22 protein-coding genes are annotated in these 24620 nt (G+C 65.3%); 15 read left to right on the top strand and 7 right to left on the bottom strand.

The features are described 5' to 3' along the window. Positions 1–75: 75 nt before the first annotated feature. The 6 genes from TV39_RS11920 to pdxS all read left to right on the top strand — a co-directional run bounded on the left by TV39_RS11920 (position 76) and on the right by pdxS (position 8378). Positions 76–408, top strand: coding sequence for a DUF6504 family protein (locus TV39_RS11920; protein WP_043482230.1), 333 nt, complete (start codon positions 76–78; stop codon positions 406–408). Beyond that, positions 405–3905, top strand: coding sequence for a DNA polymerase III subunit alpha (locus TV39_RS11915; RefSeq protein WP_043481922.1), 3501 nt, complete (start codon positions 405–407; stop codon positions 3903–3905). The genes TV39_RS11920 and TV39_RS11915 overlap by 4 nt, the downstream gene beginning before the upstream one ends. Positions 3906–4047: 142 nt before the next feature. After that, positions 4048–6057 (top strand): threonine--tRNA ligase, encoded by a 2010-nt coding sequence (gene thrS / locus TV39_RS11910; protein ID WP_043481920.1) that lies wholly within the window; start codon positions 4048–4050, stop codon positions 6055–6057. Between the two features lie 21 nt (positions 6058–6078). After that, complete coding sequence (locus TV39_RS11905; protein WP_043482227.1) at positions 6079–6669, top strand: HIT family protein; 591 nt, start codon at positions 6079–6081, stop codon at positions 6667–6669. Beyond that, positions 6662–7285 (top strand): phosphatidylinositol phosphate synthase, encoded by a 624-nt coding sequence (gene pgsA, locus TV39_RS11900; protein WP_043481918.1) that lies wholly within the window; start codon positions 6662–6664, stop codon positions 7283–7285. The genes TV39_RS11905 and pgsA overlap by 8 nt, the downstream gene beginning before the upstream one ends. A gap of 166 nt (positions 7286–7451) precedes the next feature. Then, the gene (gene pdxS / locus TV39_RS11895) at positions 7452–8378 is read left to right on the top strand and encodes a pyridoxal 5'-phosphate synthase lyase subunit PdxS (protein WP_043481916.1); all 927 of its coding nucleotides are present in this window, start codon (positions 7452–7454) and stop codon (positions 8376–8378) included. A gap of 136 nt (positions 8379–8514) precedes the next feature. Here the strand turns inward: pdxS and TV39_RS11890 are convergent, their stop codons facing one another. Then, positions 8515–10527, bottom strand: coding sequence for a M3 family metallopeptidase (locus TV39_RS11890; RefSeq protein WP_043481914.1), 2013 nt, complete (start codon positions 10525–10527; stop codon positions 8515–8517). 82 nt (positions 10528–10609) lie between these two features. Between TV39_RS11890 and TV39_RS11885 the strand changes: the two genes are divergently transcribed. Further along, a complete protein-coding gene (locus tag TV39_RS11885; RefSeq protein ID WP_235347371.1) occupies positions 10610–11884 on the top strand; it encodes a CapA family protein in 1275 nt (424 codons plus the stop codon). Between the two features lie 23 nt (positions 11885–11907). Here TV39_RS11885 and TV39_RS11880 read toward each other — a convergent pair whose 3' ends face one another. The 6 genes from TV39_RS11880 to TV39_RS11855 all read right to left on the bottom strand — a co-directional run bounded on the left by TV39_RS11880 (position 11908) and on the right by TV39_RS11855 (position 17096). Continuing rightward, on the bottom strand, positions 11908–12342 hold the full coding sequence (locus TV39_RS11880) for a protein-tyrosine phosphatase family protein (protein ID WP_043481912.1): 435 nt from the start codon (positions 12340–12342) through the stop codon (positions 11908–11910). Between the two features lie 138 nt (positions 12343–12480). Further along, on the bottom strand, positions 12481–12786 hold the full coding sequence (locus TV39_RS11875; protein ID WP_043481910.1) for a hypothetical protein: 306 nt from the start codon (positions 12784–12786) through the stop codon (positions 12481–12483). Between the two features lie 605 nt (positions 12787–13391). Beyond that, positions 13392–14372: a S1C family serine protease gene (locus TV39_RS11870; protein WP_043481908.1), complete on the bottom strand. Its 981-nt coding sequence runs from the start codon at positions 14370–14372 to the stop codon at positions 13392–13394. A gap of 110 nt (positions 14373–14482) precedes the next feature. After that, positions 14483–14992 carry an NUDIX domain-containing protein gene (locus TV39_RS11865; protein WP_043481906.1) on the bottom strand — a complete coding sequence of 170 codons (510 nt, stop codon included), beginning with the start codon at positions 14990–14992 and terminating at the stop codon, positions 14483–14485. Positions 14993–15087: 95 nt separating this feature from the next. Then, on the bottom strand, positions 15088–15810 hold the full coding sequence (locus TV39_RS11860) for a type 1 glutamine amidotransferase (RefSeq protein WP_043481903.1): 723 nt from the start codon (positions 15808–15810) through the stop codon (positions 15088–15090). Beyond that, the gene (locus TV39_RS11855) at positions 15807–17096 is read right to left on the bottom strand and encodes a Mur ligase family protein (protein WP_043481901.1); all 1290 of its coding nucleotides are present in this window, start codon (positions 17094–17096) and stop codon (positions 15807–15809) included. The genes TV39_RS11860 and TV39_RS11855 overlap by 4 nt, the downstream gene beginning before the upstream one ends. Before the next feature lie 91 nt (positions 17097–17187). On the opposite strand from TV39_RS11855, the gene pdxT reads away from it, so the two are divergent. From pdxT to secF, 8 genes are all read left to right on the top strand, one after another. Continuing rightward, entirely contained in the window at positions 17188–17898 is a 711-nt protein-coding gene (gene pdxT, locus TV39_RS11850; protein ID WP_043481899.1) for a pyridoxal 5'-phosphate synthase glutaminase subunit PdxT, read from the top strand. A gap of 3 nt (positions 17899–17901) precedes the next feature. Continuing rightward, positions 17902–18657, top strand: coding sequence for a YebC/PmpR family DNA-binding transcriptional regulator (locus TV39_RS11845; RefSeq protein ID WP_043481897.1), 756 nt, complete (start codon positions 17902–17904; stop codon positions 18655–18657). A 34-nt stretch (positions 18658–18691) separates the two neighbouring features. Continuing rightward, entirely contained in the window at positions 18692–19270 is a 579-nt protein-coding gene (gene ruvC, locus TV39_RS11840; RefSeq protein WP_043481895.1) for a crossover junction endodeoxyribonuclease RuvC, read from the top strand. A gap of 92 nt (positions 19271–19362) precedes the next feature. Further along, on the top strand, positions 19363–20007 hold the full coding sequence (ruvA, locus tag TV39_RS11835; RefSeq protein WP_043481892.1) for a Holliday junction branch migration protein RuvA: 645 nt from the start codon (positions 19363–19365) through the stop codon (positions 20005–20007). Beyond that, entirely contained in the window at positions 20000–21088 is a 1089-nt protein-coding gene (ruvB, locus tag TV39_RS11830; protein WP_043481890.1) for a Holliday junction branch migration DNA helicase RuvB, read from the top strand. The genes ruvA and ruvB overlap by 8 nt, the downstream gene beginning before the upstream one ends. A gap of 225 nt (positions 21089–21313) precedes the next feature. Continuing rightward, positions 21314–21724 (top strand): preprotein translocase subunit YajC, encoded by a 411-nt coding sequence (yajC, locus tag TV39_RS11825; RefSeq protein WP_043481886.1) that lies wholly within the window; start codon positions 21314–21316, stop codon positions 21722–21724. A gap of 115 nt (positions 21725–21839) precedes the next feature. After that, positions 21840–23597: a protein translocase subunit SecD gene (gene secD / locus TV39_RS11820; protein ID WP_043481883.1), complete on the top strand. Its 1758-nt coding sequence runs from the start codon at positions 21840–21842 to the stop codon at positions 23595–23597. Beyond that, positions 23598–24620, top strand: coding sequence for a protein translocase subunit SecF (gene secF, locus TV39_RS11815; RefSeq protein ID WP_043481880.1), 1023 nt, complete (start codon positions 23598–23600; stop codon positions 24618–24620).

Raw genomic sequence — 24620 nt, 5'->3', positions numbered from 1 at the left:
ATCATTTCAGGTTTCTACTTCCCGGCGGTGCGATCGCCTGTTGCGGGAAGGGGAGTGCAGTTCCGGGAGGCGCCGATGGGCTTGTTCAGCGAGGGTGTCGACGTCGTCTGCACGCCCGCCGGCCAGCCGTCCTCACTCACCTGGGCAGGGCGGCACTACACGGTCTGCGCAGAGCCCGTGCACTGGTTTGAACGCCGGCAGTGGTGGGTCGAGGAAACCCGGGCACCGCTGGGGACCGGCCCGGGACTGGTGGATCACGAGATCTGGCGCGTCCAGGTCCGGCCTGCCGATGCCAAAGCAGTACCGGAACCCCGGGAAACCCTCACCCTGGACCTGACTCGGAACATCGGCAGCGGGCGGTGGAGGCTGCTGAAGATCCACGATGCCCTGAGGCCGCAATCAGCATGAGTTTCACGCATCTTCACGTTTCCACCGCCTTCAGCGCCCACTATGGTGTCTCCTGGCCGGATGAGCTCGCCCAGGCGGCTGCCGCCGACGGGGCAACTGCTCTTGCCTGCACCGACAGGGACGGACTGTACGGCACCGTCAAACACCTCAAAGCCTGCATGGCGGCCGGTCTGGACCCCGTCGTCGGGGTTGACCTGGCGGTCTTTGACGACGACGGCGACCTCCGCACCCGGCTCGCGGGCCGCGTCGTCGTACTTGCCCATGGACACAACAACGGTGCCGGCTACCGCGCCCTTTGCCGGCTGATTTCGGATGCCCATGCCCGTACCTCCGGCAAAGCCGGGGGAGCGGTGCCCGTCGCGGTGACCCGCGCCGAAATCGCAGCCAGGGCACTGCACCCGGAAACCCTCGAACCTGTGCTGACCGTGCTGGTGGGGCCGGATTCAGACGTCGGCCGGGCAATGGGCGGGCGCCGGTACCTTCGCCCCCGCACACTCTTCAAACAATGGCTGGACGGTATGCCGAAAGGAACCGTGGCAGCCGAAGTGGTGTCACACCTCAGCGCACCCGGAGAACCGCTGAGCACCGCCCATGCCGTGCGCATGCTCAAGCTTGCCGCCGAGTACGGCGTTCCGGCAGTGCTGACCAACGCGGTGCGGTACTGCGCGGAGGACGGCGCGGCCACGGCGGACGTGCTGGATTCAGCCCGCACCTTGAAATCGCTGCCCGAACTGACGGCGGAGCCGTTGTTGCAGCCCAACGGACGGGGGTGGCTGAAAACTTCCGCCCAAATGCTCGAACTCGGTCGGGAAATCATCCATGCCGCGGGATACGGCACAACTGACCTAACACGGCTGTTCGGCCAAACCGAGGCGCTCGCGGACCGCTGCCGGATGGATCCCGTGACGGATATGGGATGGAAGCAGCCGGTGGTTCCTGAAGCATCCGTCATCGGCATCGAGGGCGATCCCCTGGTTGAACTGACCCTGCGCTGCGAAGCGGGGATCGGCCGGCGGTTTCCGGGGATATCAGGGCGGGCAGAGGCGGAAATGCGGGGTCGGCTGGACCACGAACTGCGGATCATCGCCAACCTCGGGTTCGCCTCCTACTTCCTGACCGTGGCCGAGGTTTCCCGGATGATCCTGGATATGGGGGTCAGGGCTGCAGCCCGGGGCTCCGGCGCGTCCAGCCTGGTGAACTACCTCATCGATGTCAGCCAGGTGAACCCCCTGCAGCACGACCTCATCTTCGAGCGGTTCCTCTCCCGCGACAGGGCAACACTTCCGGACATCGACATCGACGTCGAAAGTGCCGAGCGGCACAATGTCTACCGGCGGATCTTCGACCGCTTCGGAGCGGAACGCGTCACCCTCATGAGCATGCAAAACGGCTACCGCGCTCGCGGTGCTGTCCGTGATGCCGGCATGGCGCTTGGCATGGATGACGGCGACATCGGTGAAATCGCCAAGCAGCTATGGAGATTCTCTGCCCGGAACTTCCGTGAAGCCCTGGTGGAGAAACCCGAGCTGAAAGAGTTCGCTGGCCGGGTGGAGCAGCGCGACTTCACCGAAAACCAGCAACTGGACCTGCTCGTCGACCTGACCGAGAGGCTGGACCGCCTGCCGAGGCACATCTCCATGCACCCCTGCGGTGTGATCCTTGGCGACGCCACCCTGCTTGACCGGACCCCCGTCCAGCCCAGCGGCCTCGGCCTGCCCATGAGCCAGTTCGACAAGCACGACATGGACCCGATGGGGATGCTGAAGCTGGATGTCCTCGGGGTCCGGATGCAAAGTGCCATGGCCTTTGCCGTCAGGGAAGTGGTCAGGCTGCACCCGTCCAAAGCGGAAGTGGCGGCGGCCGGCGCGCATCCAACCGGGCCGGACGGCGCAGGGCCTGATTTCATAGCGGCTGACGGGCACATTGACCTCAACGCCGTACCCCTGGACGACGAACCAACCTACGAGCTGATCCGGAGCACTCACACCCTGGGCTGCTTCCAAATCGAATCCCCGGGGCAGCGGGAGCTGATCGGCAAGTTGGCGCCGCGTGAATTCAATGACCTCATCATCGATATTTCGCTGTTCCGTCCGGGGCCCATGAAATCGGACATGGTGCGGCCCTTCCTGGAGCACCGCCACGGTTTTGCGCCGGAGGTCTATCCGCATCCGGACCTCAAACCCGTGCTCCAGGAAACCCACGGCGTGACGGTGTTCCATGAACAGATCCTGAAGACCTTCGATGTTATGACCGGCTGCGGGCTGGCCAGGGCTGATGAGTTCCGCCGCGCCCTGGGGAACGAACTCCTGGAGCCGCAAGTGGAGAAGTTCTTCCGCAAGGAAGCCCGGGAAAGGAAATACGCCCCCGACGTGGTGGACAAGGTGTGGGGAACCCTGAAGGCTTTTGGCAGCTTCGGCTTCTGCAAAGCACACGGGGCTGCCTTCGCCGTGCCCACCTACCAGTCTGCCTGGCTGAAGGCCCACCACCCGGAGGCGTTCCTGGCCGGCCTGTGGGAACACGATCCCGGGATGTACCCCAAACGGCTCCTGGTGGCCGAAGCGCGGCGGATGGGAATCCCCATCCTGCCCCTGGATATCAACAGGAGCCAGGCTGAGTACCGCGTGGAGCGGGTCGCGTCCGGACCGGACCGGGGCAAGCTGGGCATCCGGCTGAGCCTGAACGGCATCTACGGGCTCTCAGGGGCTGAACTCAAAAGGATCGTGGCAGGGCAGCCCTACGACTCGCTGGCCGACCTGCGTGCCCGCTCCAGGCTGAGCAGGCCCAGCATCAAGCGGCTTGCCCAGCTGGGAGCCTTCGACACCCTGCACCGCGAATCCGGGGGAGCCGCCAACCGGGCGGACCTCGTCCACCACCTCCAGGCCCTCCAGAACCGCCCGGGCAAGAAAGGCATCGAGGTCATCGACGGCCAGCTGTCGCTGCCCCTGGGTGATGTTGAACTGCGGAACCTGAAACCGTCACTTCCTGCTCCAAGCATGATGGAGAACGTCAGGGCCGAACTTGACCTGCTGGCAGTGGATGTCAGCGAACACCTGATGGCAAGCCACCGGCCCCTGCTCGACAAGCTGGGAGTCACCACGGCGGATAAGCTCCTGGGGCTAAGGAACGGCACCGAAGTACTGGTGGCCGGGGTCCGGGTCGCCACGCAGACGCCACCGATGCGTGGAGGACGCCGGGTGGTTTTCATCAGCATCGATGACGGCACCGGCTGCGTGGACTCCGTGTTCTTCCATGAGGCCCAGGAACTGGCCGGTCCGCTGCTGTTCGGCACCCGGCTTCTGCTGATCCGGGGCAACACCCGCCGGACCGGACCGCGGGGGATCAGCATCAGCGCAACCATGGCGTGGGACCTCAGCCGCACCGAGACCCTCCCTTACCCGGTCCCGGCTTCCGGGATCCCGGAGCACCGGGAACCTGAGCTGCCCGGCCCCTTGGACGGAATCAGCCGCAACCTCGCCATCACCGGGCTGGGCAGCTGAGCTTCACTCCGGGTGCATCAGGCACGCACGCCGACGTGGCCGCTTTGGTCGCCCCATCTCTCAACCGATAGCATGGACGAGGCTGGCTGTGGTCCCCGTACGCCACAAGCTACGAAGCCTTAACTTTGAATAGGAGACACCCGTGTCAGATGCCCAGCAGATCACCCTCATCGTCGACGGCGAAGAGACCAAGGTGACTACCGGGACCACCGGCGCGGAACTCTTTTTTGAGCGTCGCGACGTCGTAGTGGCCCGAGTTAACGGCGAACTTAAAGACCTTGACCAGCCGCTCCCCGAGGGCGCGGACATTGAAGGCGTCACCATCGATTCCCCGGACGGACTCAACGTCCTCCGGCACTCGACTGCCCACGTCATGGCCCAGGCCGTCCAGCAGCTTCGCCCTGACGCCAAGCTCGGCATCGGCCCCTACATCACGGACGGGTTCTACTTCGACTTCGACGTCGCCGAGCCGTTCACTCCGGAGGATCTGAAGACCCTCGAAAAGATGATGCTCAAAATCATCAACCAGAACCAGAAGTTCGTCCGCCGCGTGGTGTCCGATGACGAGGCGCGCGAGGCCATGAAGAACGAGCCCTACAAGCTCGAACTGCTGGGCAAGAAGAACAACGCCGCCGACGCCGGTGAAGGCGTCAACGTCGAGGTGGGTGCCGGAGACATCACCATCTACGACAACGTGGACCGCAAGAGCGGCGACAGCGTCTGGTGCGACCTGTGCCGCGGCCCGCACCTGCCCAACACCAAGCTCATCTCCAACGCCTTCGCCCTGACCCGGTCCTCGGCCGCCTACTGGCTGGGCAACCAGAACAACCAGCAGCTGCAGCGCATTTACGGCACCGCCTGGCCCACCAAGGACGCCCTGAAGGCCTACCAGGAGCGCATCGCCGAGGCTGAACGCCGCGACCACCGCAAGCTCGGCGCCGAGCTGGACCTGTTCTCCTTCCCGGACGAGCTGGGCTCCGGCCTGCCGGTGTTCCACCCCAAGGGCGGCATCATCCGCAAGGCGATGGAGGACTACTCCCGCCAGCGCCACGTCGACGCCGGGTACGAGTTCGTCTATACCCCGCACATCACCAAGGGGCACCTCTACGAAGTCTCAGGCCACCTGGACTGGTACAAGGAGGGCATGTTCCCGGCGATGCACATCGACGCGGAACTGAACGAGGACGGCACCGTGCGCAAGCCCGGCCAGGACTACTACCTGAAGCCGATGAACTGCCCCATGCACAACCTGATCTTCCGCTCGAGGGGACGCTCCTACCGGGAGCTGCCGTTGAGGCTCTTCGAATTCGGTTCGGTGTACCGCTACGAGAAGTCCGGCGTGGTGCACGGCCTGACCCGTGTGCGCGGCATGACACAGGACGACGCCCACATCTACTGCACCCGCGAACAGATGAAGGACGAGCTCACCACCACGCTGAACTTCGTGCTGGGCCTGCTCAAGGACTATGGCCTGGACGACTTCTACCTGGAGCTCTCCACCAAGAACGAAGACAAGTTCGTGGGCGACGACGCCACCTGGGAGGAAGCCACCCGCACCCTCGCCGAGGTGGCCGAAGCCTCCGGCCTGGAGCTCGTCCCGGATCCGGGCGGAGCCGCGTTCTACGGCCCCAAGATCTCCGTCCAGGCAAAGGACGCGCTCGGCCGCACCTGGCAGATGTCAACGATCCAGCTGGACTTCAACCTGCCTGAGCGCTTCGAGCTCGAGTTCCAGGCCGCCGACGGCACCCGCCAGCGTCCGGTGATGATCCACCGCGCCCTGTTCGGTTCGGTGGAACGGTTCATGGGCGTGCTGACGGAACACTACGCCGGCGCTTTCCCGGCATGGCTCGCACCCGTACAGGTTGTAGGCATTCCCGTGGCGGAAGCTTTCAACGACTACATGTTCGACGTCGTCGACCAGCTCAAGGCTGCAGGCATCCGGGCCGAAGTGGACATCTCCTCCGACCGGTTCCCCAAGAAGATCCGCACCGCCAGCAAAGACAAGATTCCGTTCGTCCTGATCGCTGGCGGCGAGGATGCCGAGGCGGGAGCGGTGTCCTTCCGGTTCCGCGATGGCAGCCAGGACAACGGCGTACCGGTGTCCGAGGCTGTCCAGAGGATTGTCGAAGCCGTCCGCAACCGGACCAGCTAGCGAAGCGGAATGGCAGGCGACGTGCAGGAGAACACAGGCGCTGGCGGGGGATATCCGGGCGACGGCGACGTGACCGATGAATTCGGTCTGGCCGGAGTTCCGGACGCTTTTCAGCGCCTGTGGACCCCGCACCGCATGGCCTACATCAAGGGCGGGCAGCACCAGTTCAAGAACAAGGATGACTGCCCGTTCTGTGTGGCCCCGGCCCGCAGCGACGAAGACTCCCTCATTGTTTACCGCGGGCGCACCGCCTACGTGGTGCTGAACCTGTTTCCGTACAACCCGGGACACATGCTGATCTGCCCCTACCGCCATATTCCGGATTACACGGACCTGACCGTGGAGGAAACGGCGGAATTCGCAGCACTGACGCAGACCTCCATGCGGGTCCTGCGGAAGGTCTCCAACCCCGGTGGTTTCAATCTCGGGATGAACCAGGGCGTGGTGGGCGGGGCCGGTATCGCGGGGCACCTGCACCAGCACGTGGTCCCGCGCTGGGGAGGGGACGGAAACTTCTTCCCCATCATCGCCCAGACAAAAGCGATCACGCAGACGCTCGGCGAGGTCCGCCAACAGGTCGCCGAGGCCTGGCCGGAAGACGAACATGCTTAACCGGCATGCCCGCGGGTTCTTCACCGCGCTGTTCTCCCCGCTGGCGCGCTGGCTCCTGAAGGTCGGCGTTTCGCCGGACGCCATCACCATCGTGGGCACGGCCGGCGTCGTGGTGGGCGCACTGGTGTTCTATCCGTTGGGCCAGCTGTGGTGGGGCACGCTGTTTATTACGGCCTTCATTTTCTCCGACGTCCTCGACGGCATCATGGCGCGGATGCAGGAGCGCGGCGGCCGCTGGGGGAACTTCCTGGATTCCACCCTGGACAGGGTTGCCGACGGCGCACTCTTTGCCGGCCTTGCCATCTGGTACTTCACGGGAGGCGCGGACCGCGGGATCGCCGTCGCCGCCGTCGTGTGCCTGGTGCTTGGCATGGTGGTGTCGTATGCGCGGGCCAAGGCGGAAGCCCTGGGTTTCCACGCCAACGTGGGCATTGCCGAGCGCGCCGAGCGGCTGGTGTCCGTGCTGGTAGTCACCGGATTCACCGGGATCGGGCTCCCCAGTGTGGTCCTGCTGGTGACGCTGATCCTCCTGGCCGCCGCCAGCCTGGTCACCATGGTCCAGCGGATCGCCACCGTCCACCGGCAGTCGCTTGAAGAGACCGGGCTGCCGGGGTAACCCGAATTCAGCTGCGTCGCGGCGTGGGACTAGTATTAGCTGTACCTGGTCATTGGATCCGGTAATCCGGTGTGTGCGCGGCGTGGCTTTTCCCGTCTGTGCCGCCGCCTGCGCCGGGACCGAGAGACCGGATCTACGTAACATCTAGCTACCCATAGGGGTTTTTGTGTCTACACCTGATGTAAGCAGCGAAGCCGGCTCGTCCGCCAACAGCGTCACGGGCAGCAACCGCGTCAAGCGCGGCATGGCAGAGATGCTCAAGGGCGGCGTCATCATGGACGTCGTCAACGTCGAACAGGCCCGCATCGCCGAAGACGCCGGTGCCGTGGCCGTCATGGCGCTGGAACGCGTTCCGGCCGATATCCGGGCCCAGGGCGGCGTGTCCCGCATGTCCGATCCGGACATGATCGACAAGATCATCGACGCTGTGTCCGTGCCGGTCATGGCCAAGGCCCGGATCGGCCACTTCGTCGAGGCCCAGGTCCTGCAGTCCCTCGGCGTGGATTACATTGACGAGTCCGAGGTCCTGACCCCGGCCGACTACGTCAACCACATCGACAAGTGGAACTTCAAGGTTCCCTTCGTCTGTGGTGCCACCAACCTCGGTGAGGCGCTGCGCCGCATCAACGAGGGCGCGGCGATGATCCGCTCCAAGGGCGAGGCCGGCACCGGGGACGTCTCCAACGCCACCGGGCACATGCGCCAGATCCGCTCCGAGATCGCCAAGCTCGCGGCCCTGCCCGAGGACGAGCTGTACGTTGCGGCCAAGGAACTGCAGGCCCCGTACGAACTGGTCAAGGAAGTTGCCGCAGCCGGCAAGCTCCCCGTGGTCCTGTTCACCGCCGGCGGCATCGCCACCCCCGCTGACGCCGCGATGATGATGCAGCTCGGCGCTGACGGCGTGTTCGTCGGCTCCGGCATCTTCAAGTCCGGCAACCCGGCCCAGCGTGCCGCCGCCGTCGTGAAGGCCACCACCTTCTTCGACGACCCCGACGTCATCGCCAAGGCCTCCCGCGGCCTGGGCGAGGCCATGGTCGGCATCAACGTGGACGAGATCCCGCAGCCGCACCGCCTCGCCGAGCGCGGCTGGTAACAGCTCCAAAGCAGTACGACGGCGGCGGGCCACCTTTCAAAGGTGGCCCGCCGCCGTCGTTCGTTTCCCCGTCGATTGCTCCGTAACTGCCCTTATCAGCGCCCAAAACGGCGTCTACGGAGCAATCGGTGAAGGGTCAGTCCAATCCGCGGCGTTTCAGCAGCGGCTCCAGCCGGGCGTCCCGGCCGCGGAAGGCCCGGAACGAATCCAGCGGTTCGCGGCTGTTGCCGCGGGAGAGCAGTTCGGCCCGGAAGAAGTCACCGTTGGCCCGGTTGAGTCCTCCGTTTTCCTTGAACCAGTCCACGGTGTCGGCATCCAGCACCTCGCTCCAAATGTAGGAGTAGTACCCCGCGGCGTAGCCGTCCCCCGCGAAGATGTGCTGGAAATAGCCGGTGCGGTACCGCGGCGGTATCAGGTGGTGCGCCACCCCGGCCGCCGCAAGGGCCTTGGCTTCGAACGCCAGGACATCCGCCGGGACGCCGGATTCGTCCAGGACATGCCAGGCAAGGTCCAGGAGCGCAGCGCCCAGGTATTCCGTGGTGCCGAAACCTTCGCCCCACAGCTGCGACTCGTTGAGCCGGTCAACGATGTCCTGGGACAGGGGCTCGCCGGTAACGTGGTGCCGGGCATAGCTGGCCAGCACTTCCGGCCACATGATCCACATTTCATTGACCTGAGACGGATACTCCACGAAGTCCCGCGGAACGGCGGTGCCGGAGAACCGGGGGTACGTCACGTTGGAAAACAGTCCGTGCAGGGCATGCCCGAATTCGTGGAAGGCGGTCCGGAGTTCGTCCAGGGTCAGCAGCGTGGGCTCTCCGGCCGGCGGCTTGGAAATGTTCAGGTTGTTGATCACCACGGGCTGCGTACCCAGTAGCGCGGACTGGTCCACCAGTGAGTTCATCCAGGCACCGCCTCGTTTGGATTCACGCGAGTAGTAGTCGCCCAGGAACAGGCCCAGTTCGGAGCCGTCCGCGTTGCGGACTTCCCAGACCCGGACGTCGGGGTGGTAGCCCTGGAGGTCGGTGCGTTCGTGGAAGGTGGCCCCGTACAGGGAGGTGGCGGCAAAGAAAACGCCGTCGCGCAGCACCCTGTCCAGTTCGAAGTAGGGGCGCAACGCCTGCTCGTCCACGCTGTACCGCTCGCGCCGGACTTTCGCCGAATAGTATGCCCAGTCCCAGGCCTCCAGGGGGTGGCCCGCCACCTCGGCGAGGGCTGCCGCCTCGGCGTCGGCATTCCGGACCGCGGCGGGCGCCAGCCGGTTCATCATGGTCTGCACGGCTTCGAAATCCGGGGCGGTCTGCCGGTCCACGGTGAGCTCGGCATAGTTGGCGAAGCCCAGCAGCCGGGCCTTCTCTGCGCGGAGCGCCACCAGCGATTTCACCAGGTCCAGGACGTCGAGGGCGCCTCCGCTGCTTCCGCGGCTGATGGATGCCTGGTAGAGGCGGCGCCGGACCTCGCGGTTTTCCAGGGACGCCATGGCGGGCTGGTTGCTTGGCTGGATGAGCGTCAGCAGGTATTTCCCGTCGTGCCCCGCCGCTCGGGCTGCTTCTGCGGCGCTGGCGACGTCGTCTGCCGGTAACCCGGACAGTTCAGCGGCGTCGTCCAGAAGCAGGGCGGAGGTCTTCATGGCCTCCTTGGTGCGCTGGCCGAATTCAGTGCCAAGCCTGGACAGCTCTGCGTTAACCGTCCTGAGCCGTTCCTGCCCCGCGTCATCGAGCTGGATGCCGGACTGGCGGAACTCCTTGAGGTACTCCTCCACGAGCCTCGCGGATTCTTCGTCGAGCCCGGCGGTGTCCACGGCTGAGAACCGGTCAAAGAGCCCCCGGTTCATGTAGACGGCGTCCTGATGGGCGGAAAACTCGGGAGACAGCTCGGTCTCGAGGGCGCGGATTCCGTCCGAGGCGTCGGCAGAGACCAAGGTGAAGAACGAAGCCGCGGCGCGTTGGAGGAGCTGGCCCGAGCGCTCCATGGCCAAGGCCGTGTTTTCGAAGGTCGCAGGTTCGGAGTTGTCCACGATTGCCTGGATCTCAGCCAGGTGCTCTGCAAGGCCGGCACGGACCGCCTCGGAATAGTGGGACTCATCAATCTCGGCAAACGGGGGGAGCCCGAACGGCAAAGGGCTGGGACTCAGGAGGGGGTTGGTCATGAAGCAACCCTTTCATGTAACGGGGCGGTTCTCAATGGTGATTTTTCGGGGTTCCGGGATGCTCCGCCGTAGGATGGCGGCCATGGGGGAGTCGCAAGGGTGCTACCGAAAATCAACCGCGGGACGGGCTGTCGCGGCACTTGGCGCTGCCGTCCTGCTGCTCATCGTGTCGGCGTGCGGCGTCATCGCGGAACAGGGCGCAGGCCAGCGTCCCGCAGATGGGGCAAGCACGACGGCGGCCGCGGTGCCGCCGTCGTCAGCTGCACCGGAGGTGCCGGCCCCCTCTCCGGAGCCGACGCCGGGCAAAGGGCCGGCCTGCGCCGCGGTCCGGTGCACGTCGGTGCTGGTCACCGGGGACATGCTGGTGCATGCCCAGTTATGGGACCAGGCCCGTGCCGATGCGGCTGCGCTCGGAAAGCCCGGGCTTGATTTCACCCCGTTGCTCGAAGGCCAGCGGGCGTATATCGGGGCAAGCGACCTCGCCATCTGCCACCAGGAAACTCCGGTCGCGGACCCGGAGGGTCCCTTCTCGGCTTATCCGTCGTTCAACGTGCCGCCGCAGATCATCACGGCGTCGAAGGACGTCGGCTACCAGGCCTGCACCACGGCCAGCAACCACACCATCGACCAGGGAACCAACGGCCTCATCCGGACACTCGACGCCCTGGACGCCGCGGGCCTGAAACACACCGGCTCCTACCGGACCGAGGCCGACTCGCAGGGCATCCTGATCCTGCAAACCAATGCCGCCCGGATAGCCGTGATCGAGGCCGCCTACGGCCTGAACGGGCAATACCCCGAGCAAGCATGGCAGGTGGACATGCTGGACGCTCCGGCGATGATTGCCAAGGCGAAGAAGGCCAGGGCGCTGGGCGCGGACATCGTGCTCGGAGTGATGCACGCCGGTGACGAATACGCCAGCGCCCCGAACGCCCAGCAGCAGGACACGGCACATGCCCTGGTGGACAGCGGCGAGTTCACCATGATCTATGGCCACCACACGCACTCGGTGCTGCCTATTGAGAACTACAAAGGGACGTGGATCGTCTACGGGCTGGGCAACGGCGTCACCGAACTGTCCCCCTGGTATGTGGTGAACAATGAAGGCCTTCTGGTGCGGGCGCAGTTCAGCCAGGACGAATCCGGAAACTGGCGGGCATCAGATCTGGCATGGGTGCCCTCGGTGATCGTCCGTGACCCCTACCGGTGGTGTTCCGTGGCTGCGGACGCGCCGCAGGGGCCGTGTGCCGGCGCCGAAGCTGACGCTGCCACGCGGTTGAGGACCAGGACGGTGGTGGAATCCATGGGTGCCGCCGCCGCGGGTGCACGGGAACTGATCATTTCCGAGGAGCGGTAGAGACGGCGGCAGGTGCTGCCGGGTCACTTGATCTTGCGGGCAACATGCCTGATGAACCAGTGCTGCCAGGGGGCCTCCACCGCCCGCCCGTACTGCTCACGTACGAACGTCGCCGCCTGCCCGGGCGGGATGCCGTCCATAACGGCGAGGCAGGCGAGGGCCGTTCCTGTCCTGCCTCGACCGCCCTGGCAGGCGATTTCAACGCGCTCCGCTTCCGCCCGCAGCCATGCTTCCCGCAGGGCATCCATGGCATCGGTTTCGTCGACCGGCAGCCAGAAATCCGGCCAGCGCACCCACCGTTGCTCCCACCCCGCGTGGGCCGGGCGCCTGCCGAGAAGGTACACGGCGAAGTCGGGGTCGGGACCCGGCGGCAGCGGCCGGCGCAGTCCCCGGCCGCGGATGAGTCGTCCGGAGGGGAACCTGACGATGCCGGCACCTTGTGGATCCCAGGTGTTCATGGATTGACTCTGGCATTCGATCGCCAGAACTGGAAGGGCGTGGCGCCCCAAGGGAGGGGCATCGCTGTGATGCGGTGCCCCTCCCGTGCCGCCTCGGACCGGCCGGTCAGACCGGCTGCTCAGGCGGCCGCTGGCGGCCTAGCGGTGGCCGCGGCGATGGTCGTCGTCGCAATAGCTGTGGAAGTGCCAGCCACCCCGATGGTCCCTGTCACCCCTGTGGTGGTGCCAGTAGCCGTTCCGCTCACACCACCTGCGGTCGTGACGCCAGTCCCGCTTGTCATCGTCCCTCTTGTGGTCCGTGTAGCTCTGGTAGTTCTCAGCGGAAATCGTGACGGACTGCAGTCCCGTATCCGCTGCGGCGGGTCCGGCAGCCATTGCCGTCCCCCCGATACCAAGACCTGCGGCCAGCAGGGTTGATGCGAGTAGTCCCATTGACCTCTTCATGAGATCGTCCTAACTGTGGTTCATTCCTGGTGAAGGCAGCAGGCTGATCCGGGCAGGCGGAATCCCGGTGCTGAGTAGCATGACTTCCGGTGCGCCATGTGCGGACGGTGCCGGACTCAAGATTCCTGTTCGAATGCTTGCCTGCGGTTTGTGGCCCCAAATTTTGACGGCGATACGTTCCGTGAATCAGCTTGTGCCCCATTTTTGGCGACTCGATTCATCGCGGCAATGCAGAGTCCTGCCGCTTTTGGGAACCCCCGCACCCCGCGCTGCGAAATAGCGGCGTCGGTGCACGGTATCGATATGAGGGCACCCCCCGGTGCCTACCCCAATACCCCATTATCCGGGTTCCAGGAACAGTGGTCCGGTAACCCGGCTGTAATGCCGGAACATCGCCTGTCCGCCACGTTGCTGTAAACAGGGGAATGTCCACTAACAACGATAGCGGTGTGACCCGAATCAGAATAGGCGCAGGGCTTTATTACATCCGGGATTGCGGTATTCTCGTGGCGGGACAGGCTCATCATCTGCCTCTGTCGGGCTTGTGTGAAATGTGCGCCGTTTCGGGCGTTCGGCATCGTTCCGCCCCCAAGAGTCCGCGAATGTTACGGCGCGCTCATTTCGTCCGGCACGGCCACAACCTGCAACTCCCTGCCGTCCCGGAGTGCTGAAATGTCCAATGGCGCCCCGATGGCCTCCGAAAAGAGCAGTTTCTGGAGACTCTCCGCATTCGAAACGGACTTCCGCCCGACGCTCAGCAGTACGTCCCCGGCGCGCAGGCCTGCACGTTCGGCAGGGGACCCGGGAAGCACCTCCACCACCAGGAGTCCGTCACGGTGGCCGGTTCGGACCACCGAACTGACGGGAAGCTGCACGGGCGTGTTCACGAGGCCGAGGTAGGCGCGCCGTACCCTTCCGTCCGAAAGGAGGGAGGCGATGATCCGGCGCGAGGTGGCGTTGATGGGAACCGCCAGTCCGAGTCCCGCTCCGGCGACCGCCGTGTTGATGCCCACGATCCTGGCCCGTGCGTCCGCCAGGGCTCCTCCGGAGTTGCCGGGGTTGAGCGCGGCGTCGGTCTGGATGACGTCCTCGATCACCCGGCGGTTGCGTCCGGACCACACGGGGATGGAGCGGCCCAGGCCGCTGACCACTCCGGCGGTCACTGAACCGGAGAGCCCCAGCGGATTGCCCACCGCGATGACCAGTTGCCCCACCTTGAGGAGTTCAGCGTCGCCGAACTCGGCCGGCTGGACCATGGGCGCCTTGCCGTGGATGACGGCGAGGTCGGACAGGGGATCGGCGCCCACCACTTCCACTGCTGTCCGGGTGCCGTCGGCAAACACCGCGTGACCCTTTCCCGCCGAGCCCACCACATGCGCGTTGGTCACCAGGTAGCCGTCCGAGGTAAAAAGAACGGCCGAGCCTGCGCCCGCCCGGTACCGGCCGTTGCGTCCCGTGCCGGCCATTTCGACGGCGGCTACGTGAGGCGTGACGGTTTCCGCCACGCGGATGACGGTTGCGGAATAGGAATCCAGCGGGTCTTCGGTGGCGTTGGTTCCGTTGACTCCGCTGCTGACTGCCGCCATGGTGTGCCTCCTGACATGGTGCCTACCTATGTCAACGGCTGTGTTCGCGGCTGTAGTCCGGGCAAAGCTACGCCGTCAGAGAAACACTCAGGGAAATCAAGGGAGGGAAATCAGCGGTGGTCATGCAGCAGCCGGCGCCATAGTTCCGGCCACGCTGTGGCGAACGCCGGATGGAGTTCCCGGTCTTCCACGGAAACGGCCGGCACCCACTTGAGCTCGATGCTCTCCGGATCGTTGATGGCCGGTTCAAAGGATTCGACGACGCGCACCGCCACAGTGGTGTAGGACCAGTATCCGACGTCGAACACGGACGTAAAGAGGACGCGGACGTTGTCCGGCGGGACGGCCGCTTCTTCGTGGGCTTCGCGCAGTGCCCCGGCTATGGCGTCTTCGCCCTGGTGCAGCGCCCCGCCGGGCAGGCCCCAGGTGCCGCCATGGTGGCTCCAGGTGGCCCGGTGCTGCAGCAGGATGCCTTTGGCGGGATCCTGTACCAGGAGCCCGGCCGATCCGAAGCGGCCCCAGAATTTGCCTACTGCACCTTCCACCCAGGCGTCGCCTGGATCGCGCGGGCGGGACGGGTTGCGGAGGTGTTCCGGGAGGCCGGCGGATGCAGTGTCCATGGGTCCAGTTTCCCACGGTCCGTTGCGCGGCCGGTCACACAGCGTCACCGGCGCTTCGCGCGGCCGGAAAGGCAAGGCGACCGAGCCGGCGGGTACTAGCGCGGCCGCCGTGCGGCGTGTTCGCGTGCCAATACCGCAAAACGGTCATCCGGGGCCCCCGGGCTGAAGCTGCCGTATTTGCGTTCGACGGCGGTACGGATCAGGAAGTCGGCAATGGCCGGGTTCTTCGGCAGGAGCGATCCGTGGAGGTAGCTGGCCACGATGTTCCGGTAGCGAGCCCCTTCCTGGCCGTCCTTGCTGTTGTTGCCGGTGCCCTTCGGCGTGGTCCCGAGAGGCTGTACCCCGGGGCCGAGCGTGGTCTGTCCGCTGTGGTTTTCGTAACCCAGGATGTCGCCGAACTCGGGCGAGGACACAGTGACGTTCCCGATCAGGCGTTCGTCGGTTCCGTGGGTTTCGACATCCAGCACGCCGATGCCGGGAATGACTGATCCCGTGCGGGTTTTGAAGAATTTTCCGAAGAGCTGGTAGAGCCCGCAGATCAGCAGCATGGGCGTACCGGCTTCGGCCAGTTCCTTCAGGGTCGATTCCCGGGACAGCAGGTCGTCCTGGATGACCAGCTGCCCGCTGTCCTGCCCGCCGCCGCCCACGATGAGGTCAACGCCGGACGGGAACTCGTCGCCGACGTTGTATTCGAGGAGTTCCGGGGTGTAGCCGTGCCAGCGGAGGCGCTGCTGGAGCACCAGCGCATTGCCCCAGTCGCCGTAGATGTTCATGTCGCGCGGATACAGCTGCAGGACCCGAATGGTTCCCTTGCTCATGAGACCACCTCCACTGTGGTGATTTTGGCGAGCTCGCGGCGAATGGCCAGCATTGCGGTGTAAGTGCAGAAGATGCGCTTGGGTTTGCCTTTCGCCTCCCGGATAAACGCCGCGAGGGCGGGCGCGATCTCCGGGTTCACGGCACCGATGGCGACGTCGTCGTACTGCAGGCGAAGGGCCATGTCGTAGGCCCGGGAACCGGTCAACTGGTCAACGCCGCCTTCGCGCAGTGAATCGAATTCCACATCCCACAGCCAGGACATGTCGCGGCCGTCCGCGTAGTTGTCGTTGATAGCGACCATGGTGGCGTAGCCGCCGGCCGGGAAGGACTTCAGGCCCAGGCGGAAACCGCTCGGGTTCTTGACGAGCACCAGGTCCAGGGGCAGGCCGTCAACCACCAGGCTTTCGCCGCGGCCGAAGGCGGGCGCAACCTGTGAAAGGGCCTTAAGGAGACCGTCGTGATCCGTCGGAGTGGCGCCGTTTCCGGCGATGCAGCGGGCCAGGACAAGCGCGGCCGCAGCGTTGAAGATGTTGTACACGCCACGGAGCTTCATCCCGGTGGTGACCGTGGCGCCGTCGTACTCAAAATCGGCGTCGTCCGTCCCCACCCGGCGAAGCACGACGTCGGCGTGCGGCTTTGCGGGGGCCGCGGGCACCGGGCTTCCGGGCCCGGCGCGCAGGTCGTCGTCGTTCGGGAACGTGCTCAGCAGGGAATCGTCGAGGCCGAAGTAGCGGACCTCCGGTCCGTCCAGGGTGTCGGCGATCCGGGCGACGCGGGGGTCCTCGCGGTTCAAGACCACTGTCCCGGTGGTCTTTGACGCGATGTGCTGCAGGAGCTGGGCGGTCTTGTCGATCTCGCCGAAGCGGTCCAGCTGGTCGCGGAGCACGTTGAGCAGCAGGCTGTAGCGCGGCGGTACCTTGTTGACGAAGTGGACGGCGTGCGCCTCATCCAGCTCGAGCACGGCGATGTCCGCCTTCAGCTGGCCCCGCCAGTCGACGTCGCCCAGCAAAGCCGCGGCCACTCCGCGGGTGAAGTTGCTTCCGGTGCGGTTTGTAAAGACCTTCAGCCCCTGGCTTTCCAACAGTTCCACCACCATTTTGGTGGTGGTGGTCTTGCCGTTCGTTCCGCTGACGACGGCGACGCCCAGCGGGAGGGTGGACAGTGTCCGCTGCATGAATCCCGGGTCGATTTTCTCCACCACGAGGCCGGGGAGGGCAGAGCCTCCGCCCCTGAGCCGGGAGACCCGGCGGACGAGCTTACCGAGCGGAACGCTGATGTAAAGCATGCTCAGTAATATATCCCAGTCACGGCATGGAACCGGGCCGGGCGGCCCGTTCCGGCACGTCCCGGGACTCGGGGACCACTATGCTGATTGGATGACCAACCCCCCTTCCATTGACTATTCCCGCGCGGGTGCAGGCCTGCGAATCGGCGTCCTGGCCCTCCAGGGTGACTTCCGCGAGCACCTGCGCGCTGCAGAGGCGACCGGCGCCACGGGTATCGGAATCCGGCGCCCGTCCGAGCTGGACGGCATCGACGGCCTGATCATCCCCGGCGGCGAGTCCACCGCCATCGACAAGCTCGCACGCGCCTTTGACCTTGCCGACCCCTTGCGGAAGCTCATCGCCGAAGGCCTTCCCGTGTACGGCTCCTGCGCCGGCATGATCCTGCTCGCCGACGAGATCGCAGACCCCGCCACTGACCTGGCAGGGAACCCGCAGCAGACGTTCGGCGGACTGGACATCACCGTCCGCCGCAACGCGTTCGGCCGGCAGCGGGAATCCTTCGAAACCGATCTGGAGTTCCAGGGGCTGGGCTTCAGTGACACCGGTTCCGGCGTTGCCCCGGTGCACGCGGTCTTCATCCGCGGCCCCTGGGTGGAGCGTGTAGGCCCGGGCGTGGAGGTCCTGGCCCAGGTGGAACCCGCGGACCCGGCGCATGCTTCGCATGCGGCCGCCCTGCAGGGGACGGCTAGAATTGTTGCAGTGCGTTCAGGCCACCTGCTGGCCACCTCCTTCCACCCGGAAGTGACGGGGGAGAAGCGCGTGCATCAACTGTTTATTCGAATGATCAGAGGAGAAGCGTAAAGCATGTCAGGCCACTCCAAATGGGCGACGACCAAGCACAAGAAGGCCATCCTTGATAGCCGCCGGGCAAAGTCGTTCGCCAAGCTGATCAAGAACATCGAAGTCGCTGCCCGGATGGGCGGCCCGGACCTCGCGGGCAACCCCAGCCTGGAACTCGCCGTCACGAAGGCAAAGAAGACGTCCGTGCCCGCGGACAACATCGACCGCGCCATCAAGCGCGGCGCCGGCCTCACCGGTGAAGTGGTGGACTACACAGAGATCATGTACGAATGCCGCGGCCCGCAGGGTTCGGCGCTGCTGATCGAGTGCCTCACGGACAACAAGAACCGTGCTGCCTCCGAGGTCCGCCTCGCTATTTCCCGCAACGGCGGCACCATCGCCGATCCCGGCTCCGTCAGCTACCTGTTCTCCCGCAAGGGCGTGGTCACGCTGCCCAAGAACGGCCTCAGCGAGGACGACGTCCTGATGGCCGTCCTGGACGCCGGCGCCGAAGAAGTCAAGGACAACGGCGAAACCTTCGAGATCCATTCCGACCCGAAGGATCTCCAGGCCATCCGTGACGCCCTCAAGGAAGCCGGGATCGACTACGACACCGACGAAGCGGAGTTCGTTCCCTCCATGGAGGTTCCGCTGGACCTCGACGCCGCCAAGAAGTTCATGAAGCTCGTGGACGCACTGGAAGAGCTCGACGACGTGCAGAACGTCTACAGCAATGCCGACCTCAGCGACGAAGTGCAGGCCGCACTGGAAGCCGAGTGATCCTGCAGCCCTGCTGTGAAACTGAGGCCCGGCCTTGACCCTCCGAGTATTGGGAGTCGACCCGGGCCTCACCCGTTGCGGCATCGGCGTCGTGGACGTCGAGAAGAACCGGCGCGCCACCATGGTGGCCGTCGGTGTGGTGGGCACGTCGCCGGATGAGAGCCTGGACCAGCGGCTGCTCGTTATTGCCACGTCCATCGACGACTGGCTGGACCGCTACGAACCCCACGTCCTGGCCGTGGAGCGGGTGTTCTCCCAGCTCAATGTCAGCACGGTGATGGGGGTCGCGCAGGCGTCCGGCGTCGTGATTGCCGCGGCCGCCCGGCGCGGTATCCCCGTTGCCCTGCATACGCCGTCGGAAGTCAAGGCCGCCGTCACCGGCAGCGGTACCTCCAACAAGGACGCCGTCACGAAACTCGTCACCAAGATCCTCCGGCTGGATGCCCCGCCCCGCCCGGCGGACGCCGCCGATGCACTGGCGCTGGCGATCACGCATGCGTGGCGGGCCGGGAGCGGGGCTGCCATAGCCACTACCGGTCCCGGCAGCCAGTCGCTGACGCCGGCCCAGCGTGCGTGGGCTGAGGCGGAAGCCAAGGCGCGCCGTGCACGGTGAATGTCGGCGCCACTTGCTAGGGTATTCGTAGATATGTTCGGATAGCCGGTTTCGTGCCGGCTGCATTTTGCTGTAGACCCAGGAGCCCGGCCTTGATCAGTTTTCTCCGCGGAACCGTAGCGCACGTCGGGTTGTCGTCCGCCGTGATCGACCTCAACGGCGCCGGCATGAGCGTTAACGCCACACCGCAGACCCTGAGCGCGCTGCGCACCGGCGAAGAGGGCAAGCTCTTCACGTCCCTTATTGTGCGCGAGGATTCGCTGACGCTGTTTGGTTTCGCCAGCGACGACGAACGCGAGGTCTTCGATGTCCTGCTGAGCGTCAGCGGCGTAGGGCCGCGCCTTGCCCTGGCCGTGCTGGCCGTCCACGATCCCGAGGCGATCCGCGTAGCCGCGCACACCGGGGACGGCAAGGCCTTCACGAAAGTCCCCGGAATCGGACCCAAGGTCGCCGGCAGGATCGTCCTGGAACTGGCCGGGAAACTGGTGCCGCACGGGACCGGTGCAACGGCGGCTCCGGCAGCATCTGCACCCGCACCGTGGAAGCCGCAGGTGGTAGCGGCCATGACGAGTCTTGGCTGGTCCGAGAAGGACGCCACGGCAAGTATCGACAAAGCACTGTCGGATTCCCCGGAACTCGAAGCCGCCGGCCAGGTGGCCGAAATCCTGCGGGCCACGCTGCGCTGGCTGGGCCAGGACGGCGCGCGTGCGGGCAACAGGGTAGGCAGCCGTGGCTGATTCCTCCCTGGTGGGCGGGGGAGAGGAGCCCGAGGAAAGAGTCATTGAGGCGGCCCTCCGGCCCAAGAACCTCCACGACTTTGTCGGCCAGCACCGGGTCCGCAAGCAGTTGTCACTGGTCCTGGAAGCGTCGCGGATGCGCGGACGCAGTGCCGACCACGTCCTGCTCTCCGGCCCGCCCGGCCTCGGCAAGACCACCCTGTCCATGATCATCGCCGCAGAGATGAATGCTCCGCTGCGGATCAGCAGCGGACCGGCCATCCAGCATGCCGGCGACCTTGCCGCCATCCTTTCCTCCCTGTCGGAAGGGGAAGTCCTGTTCCTGGATGAGATCCACCGGATGTCACGTCCGGCAGAGGAAATGCTGTACATGGCCATGGAGGATTTCCGTGTGGACATCGTGGTGGGTAAAGGCGCGGGCGCCACCGCAATTCCCCTCGAACTTCCTCCCTTCACGCTCGTGGGCGCCACCACCCGGGCCGGACTCCTTCCGGGGCCGCTGCGGGACAGGTTCGGATTCACGGGCCACTTGGAGTTCTATTCCGTGGAGGAACTCGAGCTCGTCCTCAGGCGGTCGGCCGGGCTTCTGGACCTCAAGGTCAATTCGGCGGGCTTCAGCGAAATCGCCGGCCGGTCGCGGGGCACGCCCCGCATTGCCAACCGACTGCTTCGCCGGGTCCGCGACTGGGCGCTGGTTCATGGCATCGAACAAATCGACGCCCGGGCCGCGTCGGCTGCCCTGGACATGTACGAAGTGGACAAGAGGGGCCTGGACCGGCTGGACCGTTCCGTCCTGGAAGCCCTGATCACCAAGTTTGGCGGCGGCCCGGTGGGACTTTCCACACTGGCCATTGCGGTGGGCGAGGAACCGGAGACAGTGGAAACCGTTGCGGAGCCCTACCTTGTCCGTGAGGGGCTGCTGGGGCGGACACCCCGCGGCCGCATCGCCATGGCGCCGGCCTGGACACACCTTGGCTATGCGGTTCCGGAAGGCGTATTCGGCCAGGAAGCGCTGGCGTTGTTCGAAGCTGAAGACCTCGGCGTCGAACCGGTGGCGGAGTGGCTCCCCAACGGCCAATAGCAGCGTCCGGCTGACTTTCCCTTTAGACTGGGATGACGCTCGGCACGTTCGGGTCTTTGTTTCCGTGCGCGGCTGCATGCAGCCGCTCTGGACCGGTTGGGATGTCCGCTGCGCCGGAGAGCGCGTTGTGTTGCCGGGCCATCCGCCGGGCCGCAGCCGGAGCAAAGCCGAGGTTGCTGAATACCGGCTACAAAAGCAAAAGAATGGAATTTCCCCTTGGATCCAATGACAATTCTCCTGTTCGTCATGCTTGGCGTGTTCGTCTTTATGATGTTCCGCCGCAACAAGAAGACGCAGCAGCAGCAAGCGGAGCTCCAGTCGAAATTCGGTGTCGGCGTTGACGTCATGACAAGCTTCGGACTCTTCGGCCGCATCGTCGAGATCGACGAAGCCGAAAACAAGGTTGTGCTGGAACTTTCCCCCGGCAACCTGGCCACCGTGCACCGCCAGGCCGTCACTAAGATCGTTGAGCCAGTCGCCGTCGCCGACGAGCCCACCGTTGTTCCGGGCGATGCTTCGTCCCTGACCGTTGCGGAAGCTGACCGCGCCGACGCCGTCAACCGCCCGGAACCCATCAATGAGACGCCGGAAGAATCGCTGAAGCGTCTCAACGAAGAAGGCAAGAAAGACAGCTAGTCTGGCGTTCCCGCCAAGTCCCGCTAAGTAGAACGAACGACGGCCGCGGGCTGCCGCCGGTGTGTGAGCCCAGCTCACCCCGGCGGCTCCTCCGTAAACAATAGAAAGATCGACAATGGCACGTACTGGCCCCAAAAACTCAGCACGCAGAGTGCTGGTCTGGCTCGGCGTTATCCTCGCCGTCATGACAGCCGTGCTCGCCGGCGGCACCATGTCCGGCCAGGCCAGCTGGGCACCAAAGCTTGCCCTCGACCTTGAAGGCGGTACCCAGATGATCCTGGCGCCCAAGGTGGAGGGCGGTTCGGACATCAACGAGGATCAGCTCAACCAGGCCGTTGCGATCATCCGCCAGCGCGTGGACGGCTCAGGCGTGGCGGAAGCTGAAATCAGTACGCAGTCCGGCCGCAATGTGGTGGTCAGCCTCCCGGGCACGCCTTCCAAGGAGACCCGCGCCCTCATCCAGGCCTCCGCCGACATGAACTTCCGGCCCGTGCTGCAGGCCGGCCCCGGCGCCGCTGTGCCCGCGGAATCACAGACGCCGGAAGACAAGCTGCCCAAGCCGACGGCCGCGCCGACCAACAGCAGCGACGTCAACTGGGTGACGCCGGACGTGTACAAGAAGTTCGAGACCCTGGACTGCGACAACCCGTCGCAGGACAAGCAGGAGCGCTCGGACCCCGCCAAGCCGCTGGTCACGTGTGAGCCTGCAACGGCCACGTCCCCGGCCATCAAGTACATCCTGGGTCCGGTGGAAGTGAAGGGCTCGAACATCAAGTCCTCCTCCTTCCAGCTGCAGCAGGGCGCACAGGGTGCCGTCACCAATGAATGGGCAGTGAACATCCAGTTTGACGAGGCAGGCACCGCCAAGTTCAAGGAAGTCACCGAACGCCTGTACCAGTTCTTCGTGGCGGCCGGCGGCGAATCCGGTAACGATCCCAAGGCCCAGTTCGCGATTGTCCTCGATGACCAGGTCATCTCCGCCCCGCGTTCCCTCGCAGTGATCACGGACGGCCGTCCCCAGATCACGGGCGGTTTCACGGAGGATACAGCGAAAGCACTGTCCGATCAGCTCCGGTTCGGCGCACTCCCCATCAGCTTCGATATCCAGAGCGAACAGCAGATTTCCGCAACGCTGGGCGGTGAGCAGCTCCGGATGGGTCTGCTCGCGGGCCTGATTGGCCTGCTCCTGGTGGTGGTCTACTCGCTCTTCCAGTACCGCGCGCTGGGATTTGTCACGATCTTCTCCCTCGTGGTTGCCGGAGCGCTGACCTACTTGGCCATTGCCATCCTGGGCTGGACCGAAAACTACCGGCTGTCACTCGCCGGCGTCGCCGGCCTCATCGTGGCCATCGGCCAGACAGCCGACTCCTTCATCGTCTACTTCGAACGAATCCGTGATGAATTGCGCGAAGGCCGCGGCCTGGTCTCCGCCGTGGAGAACGGCTGGAAGCGTGCCAAGCGCACCGTCCTGGCGTCGAAGGCAGTGAACCTGCTGGCAGCACTGGTTCTCTACTTCGTGGCCGTGGGCAACGTACGCGGCTTCGCATTCACCCTGGGCCTCACGGCCATTGCCGACCTCATCGTCGTGTTCATGTTCACCCACCCGACCCTGCAGCTCCTTGCCCGCACCAAGTTCTTCGGCGAGGGCCACAAGTTCTCCGGCCTCGACCCGAAGCGCCTCGGCGCCGTGCCTCTCTACCGCGGTGCCGGCAGGATCCGCACACCGGAGGACAAGCCGGCCGTGGTGCGCGCCAAGAACACCGGAGCAGCCGCCGAAGCGGAGCGCCGGATGACCATTGCAGAACGCCGACTGGCGGAAAAGCAGCAGCAGCTCGCCGGTTCCTCCAAGAGCACGTCCAAGGAGGGTAAGTAAATGACCACGAATTTTGCCACGTTCGGTAATGAGCTCTACACGGGCAAGCGCTCGTACAACTTCGTCGGCGCCAAGAAGATCTGGTTCCTGATTGCGGCCGTTGCCGTGGCGTTGTCCATCCTCCTCCCGGTGGCCAAGGGCGGATTCAACCTCGGCATCGAGTTCCGGGGCGGGTCCGAATTCACCGTGTCCAACGTGAAGACCACGGATGCGTCCCTCGGCGAAAAGGCCGTCCAGGATGTTGTGGAGGGCAGCATTCCCCGCGTGGCCAACGTTGCCGGCAACACCATGCGGATCCAGACGGACAAGCTCACCGATGACGAAACCCTCCGGATTAAGGAGGGGCTGACCACCGCCTACGGCGTCACGGACAACGAGGTGACCTCCACGTTCGTCGGTCCCACCTGGGGCGCGGATGTCACTAAGCAGGCCCTCCTGGGTCTGGTGATCTTCGTTGTCATCGCGGCGGTCCTGATGGCGCTGTACTTCCGCACCTGGAAGATGTCGCTTTCGGCCTTGGTCGGCATGCTCGTGACCATGTTCGTTACGGCGGGCGTTTACGCCCTCAGCGACTTCGAAGTCACGCCGTCCGCCATCATCGGGTTCCTGACGGTGCTCAGCTACTCGCTGTACGACACAGTGGTGGTGTTCGACAAGATCCGCGAAAACACCGCAGACATCGAGGCCTCCACCCGCCGCACCTTTGCGGAGGAGGTCAACCTGGCCGTCAACCAGACCCTGGTCCGGTCCATCAACACGATGATGGTTGCCATCCTTCCCGTCGGTGCGATCCTGTTCATCGGGGCCGGCCTCCTGGGCGCCGGTACCCTGCGCGATCTTTCGCTGGCCCTCTTCGTTGGCATCCTGATCGGTACCGCGGCGACCATCTTCATCGCGGCCCCGCTGTACGCATGGTTGCGCCAGGGCGAACCGCAGCTGGTCAAGCAGGCCGAACGCGTTGATCGCCGCCGGGCCGATTCTGCTGCCAAGGAAACGGCAGCGCCGGAGACTGCAACAACCTGA

Origin of the sequence: Arthrobacter sp. SPG23 (genome assembly GCF_000876655.1) — a bacterium.
Taxonomy (GTDB): domain Bacteria; phylum Actinomycetota; class Actinomycetes; order Actinomycetales; family Micrococcaceae; genus Arthrobacter.
The sequence above is the reverse complement of the archived record's forward strand: the minus strand, read 5'-3'. Positions and strand labels throughout refer to the sequence as shown.

Bases quoted from the DNA above. Each gene is read 5' to 3' on its own strand.
- TV39_RS11855 (WP_043481901.1), bottom strand. From the start codon at position 17,096: ATGCTTTACATCAGCGTTCCGCTCGGTAAGCTCGTCCGCCGGGTCTCC.
- TV39_RS11860 (WP_043481903.1), bottom strand. From the start codon at position 15,810: ATGAGCAAGGGAACCATTCGGGTCCTGCAGCTGTATCCGCGCGACATG.
- TV39_RS11870 (WP_043481908.1), bottom strand. From the start codon at position 14,372: ATGGCGGCAGTCAGCAGCGGAGTCAACGGAACCAACGCCACCGAAGAC.
- secF (WP_043481880.1), top strand. From the start codon at position 23,598: ATGACCACGAATTTTGCCACGTTCGGTAATGAGCTCTACACGGGCAAG.
- secD (WP_043481883.1), top strand. From the start codon at position 21,840: ATGGCACGTACTGGCCCCAAAAACTCAGCACGCAGAGTGCTGGTCTGG.
- TV39_RS11890 (WP_043481914.1), bottom strand. From the start codon at position 10,527: ATGACCAACCCCCTCCTGAGTCCCAGCCCTTTGCCGTTCGGGCTCCCC.
- pdxT (WP_043481899.1), top strand. From the start codon at position 17,188: ATGACCAACCCCCCTTCCATTGACTATTCCCGCGCGGGTGCAGGCCTG.
- yajC (WP_043481886.1), top strand. From the start codon at position 21,314: ATGACAATTCTCCTGTTCGTCATGCTTGGCGTGTTCGTCTTTATGATG.
- pgsA (WP_043481918.1), top strand. From the start codon at position 6,662: ATGCTTAACCGGCATGCCCGCGGGTTCTTCACCGCGCTGTTCTCCCCG.
- TV39_RS11880 (WP_043481912.1), bottom strand. From the start codon at position 12,342: ATGAACACCTGGGATCCACAAGGTGCCGGCATCGTCAGGTTCCCCTCC.
- TV39_RS11885 (WP_235347371.1), top strand. From the start codon at position 10,610: ATGGGGGAGTCGCAAGGGTGCTACCGAAAATCAACCGCGGGACGGGCT.
- TV39_RS11875 (WP_043481910.1), bottom strand. From the start codon at position 12,786: ATGAAGAGGTCAATGGGACTACTCGCATCAACCCTGCTGGCCGCAGGT.
- TV39_RS11920 (WP_043482230.1), top strand. From the start codon at position 76: ATGGGCTTGTTCAGCGAGGGTGTCGACGTCGTCTGCACGCCCGCCGGC.
- TV39_RS11915 (WP_043481922.1), top strand. From the start codon at position 405: ATGAGTTTCACGCATCTTCACGTTTCCACCGCCTTCAGCGCCCACTAT.
- TV39_RS11845 (WP_043481897.1), top strand. From the start codon at position 17,902: ATGTCAGGCCACTCCAAATGGGCGACGACCAAGCACAAGAAGGCCATC.
- TV39_RS11865 (WP_043481906.1), bottom strand. From the start codon at position 14,992: ATGGACACTGCATCCGCCGGCCTCCCGGAACACCTCCGCAACCCGTCC.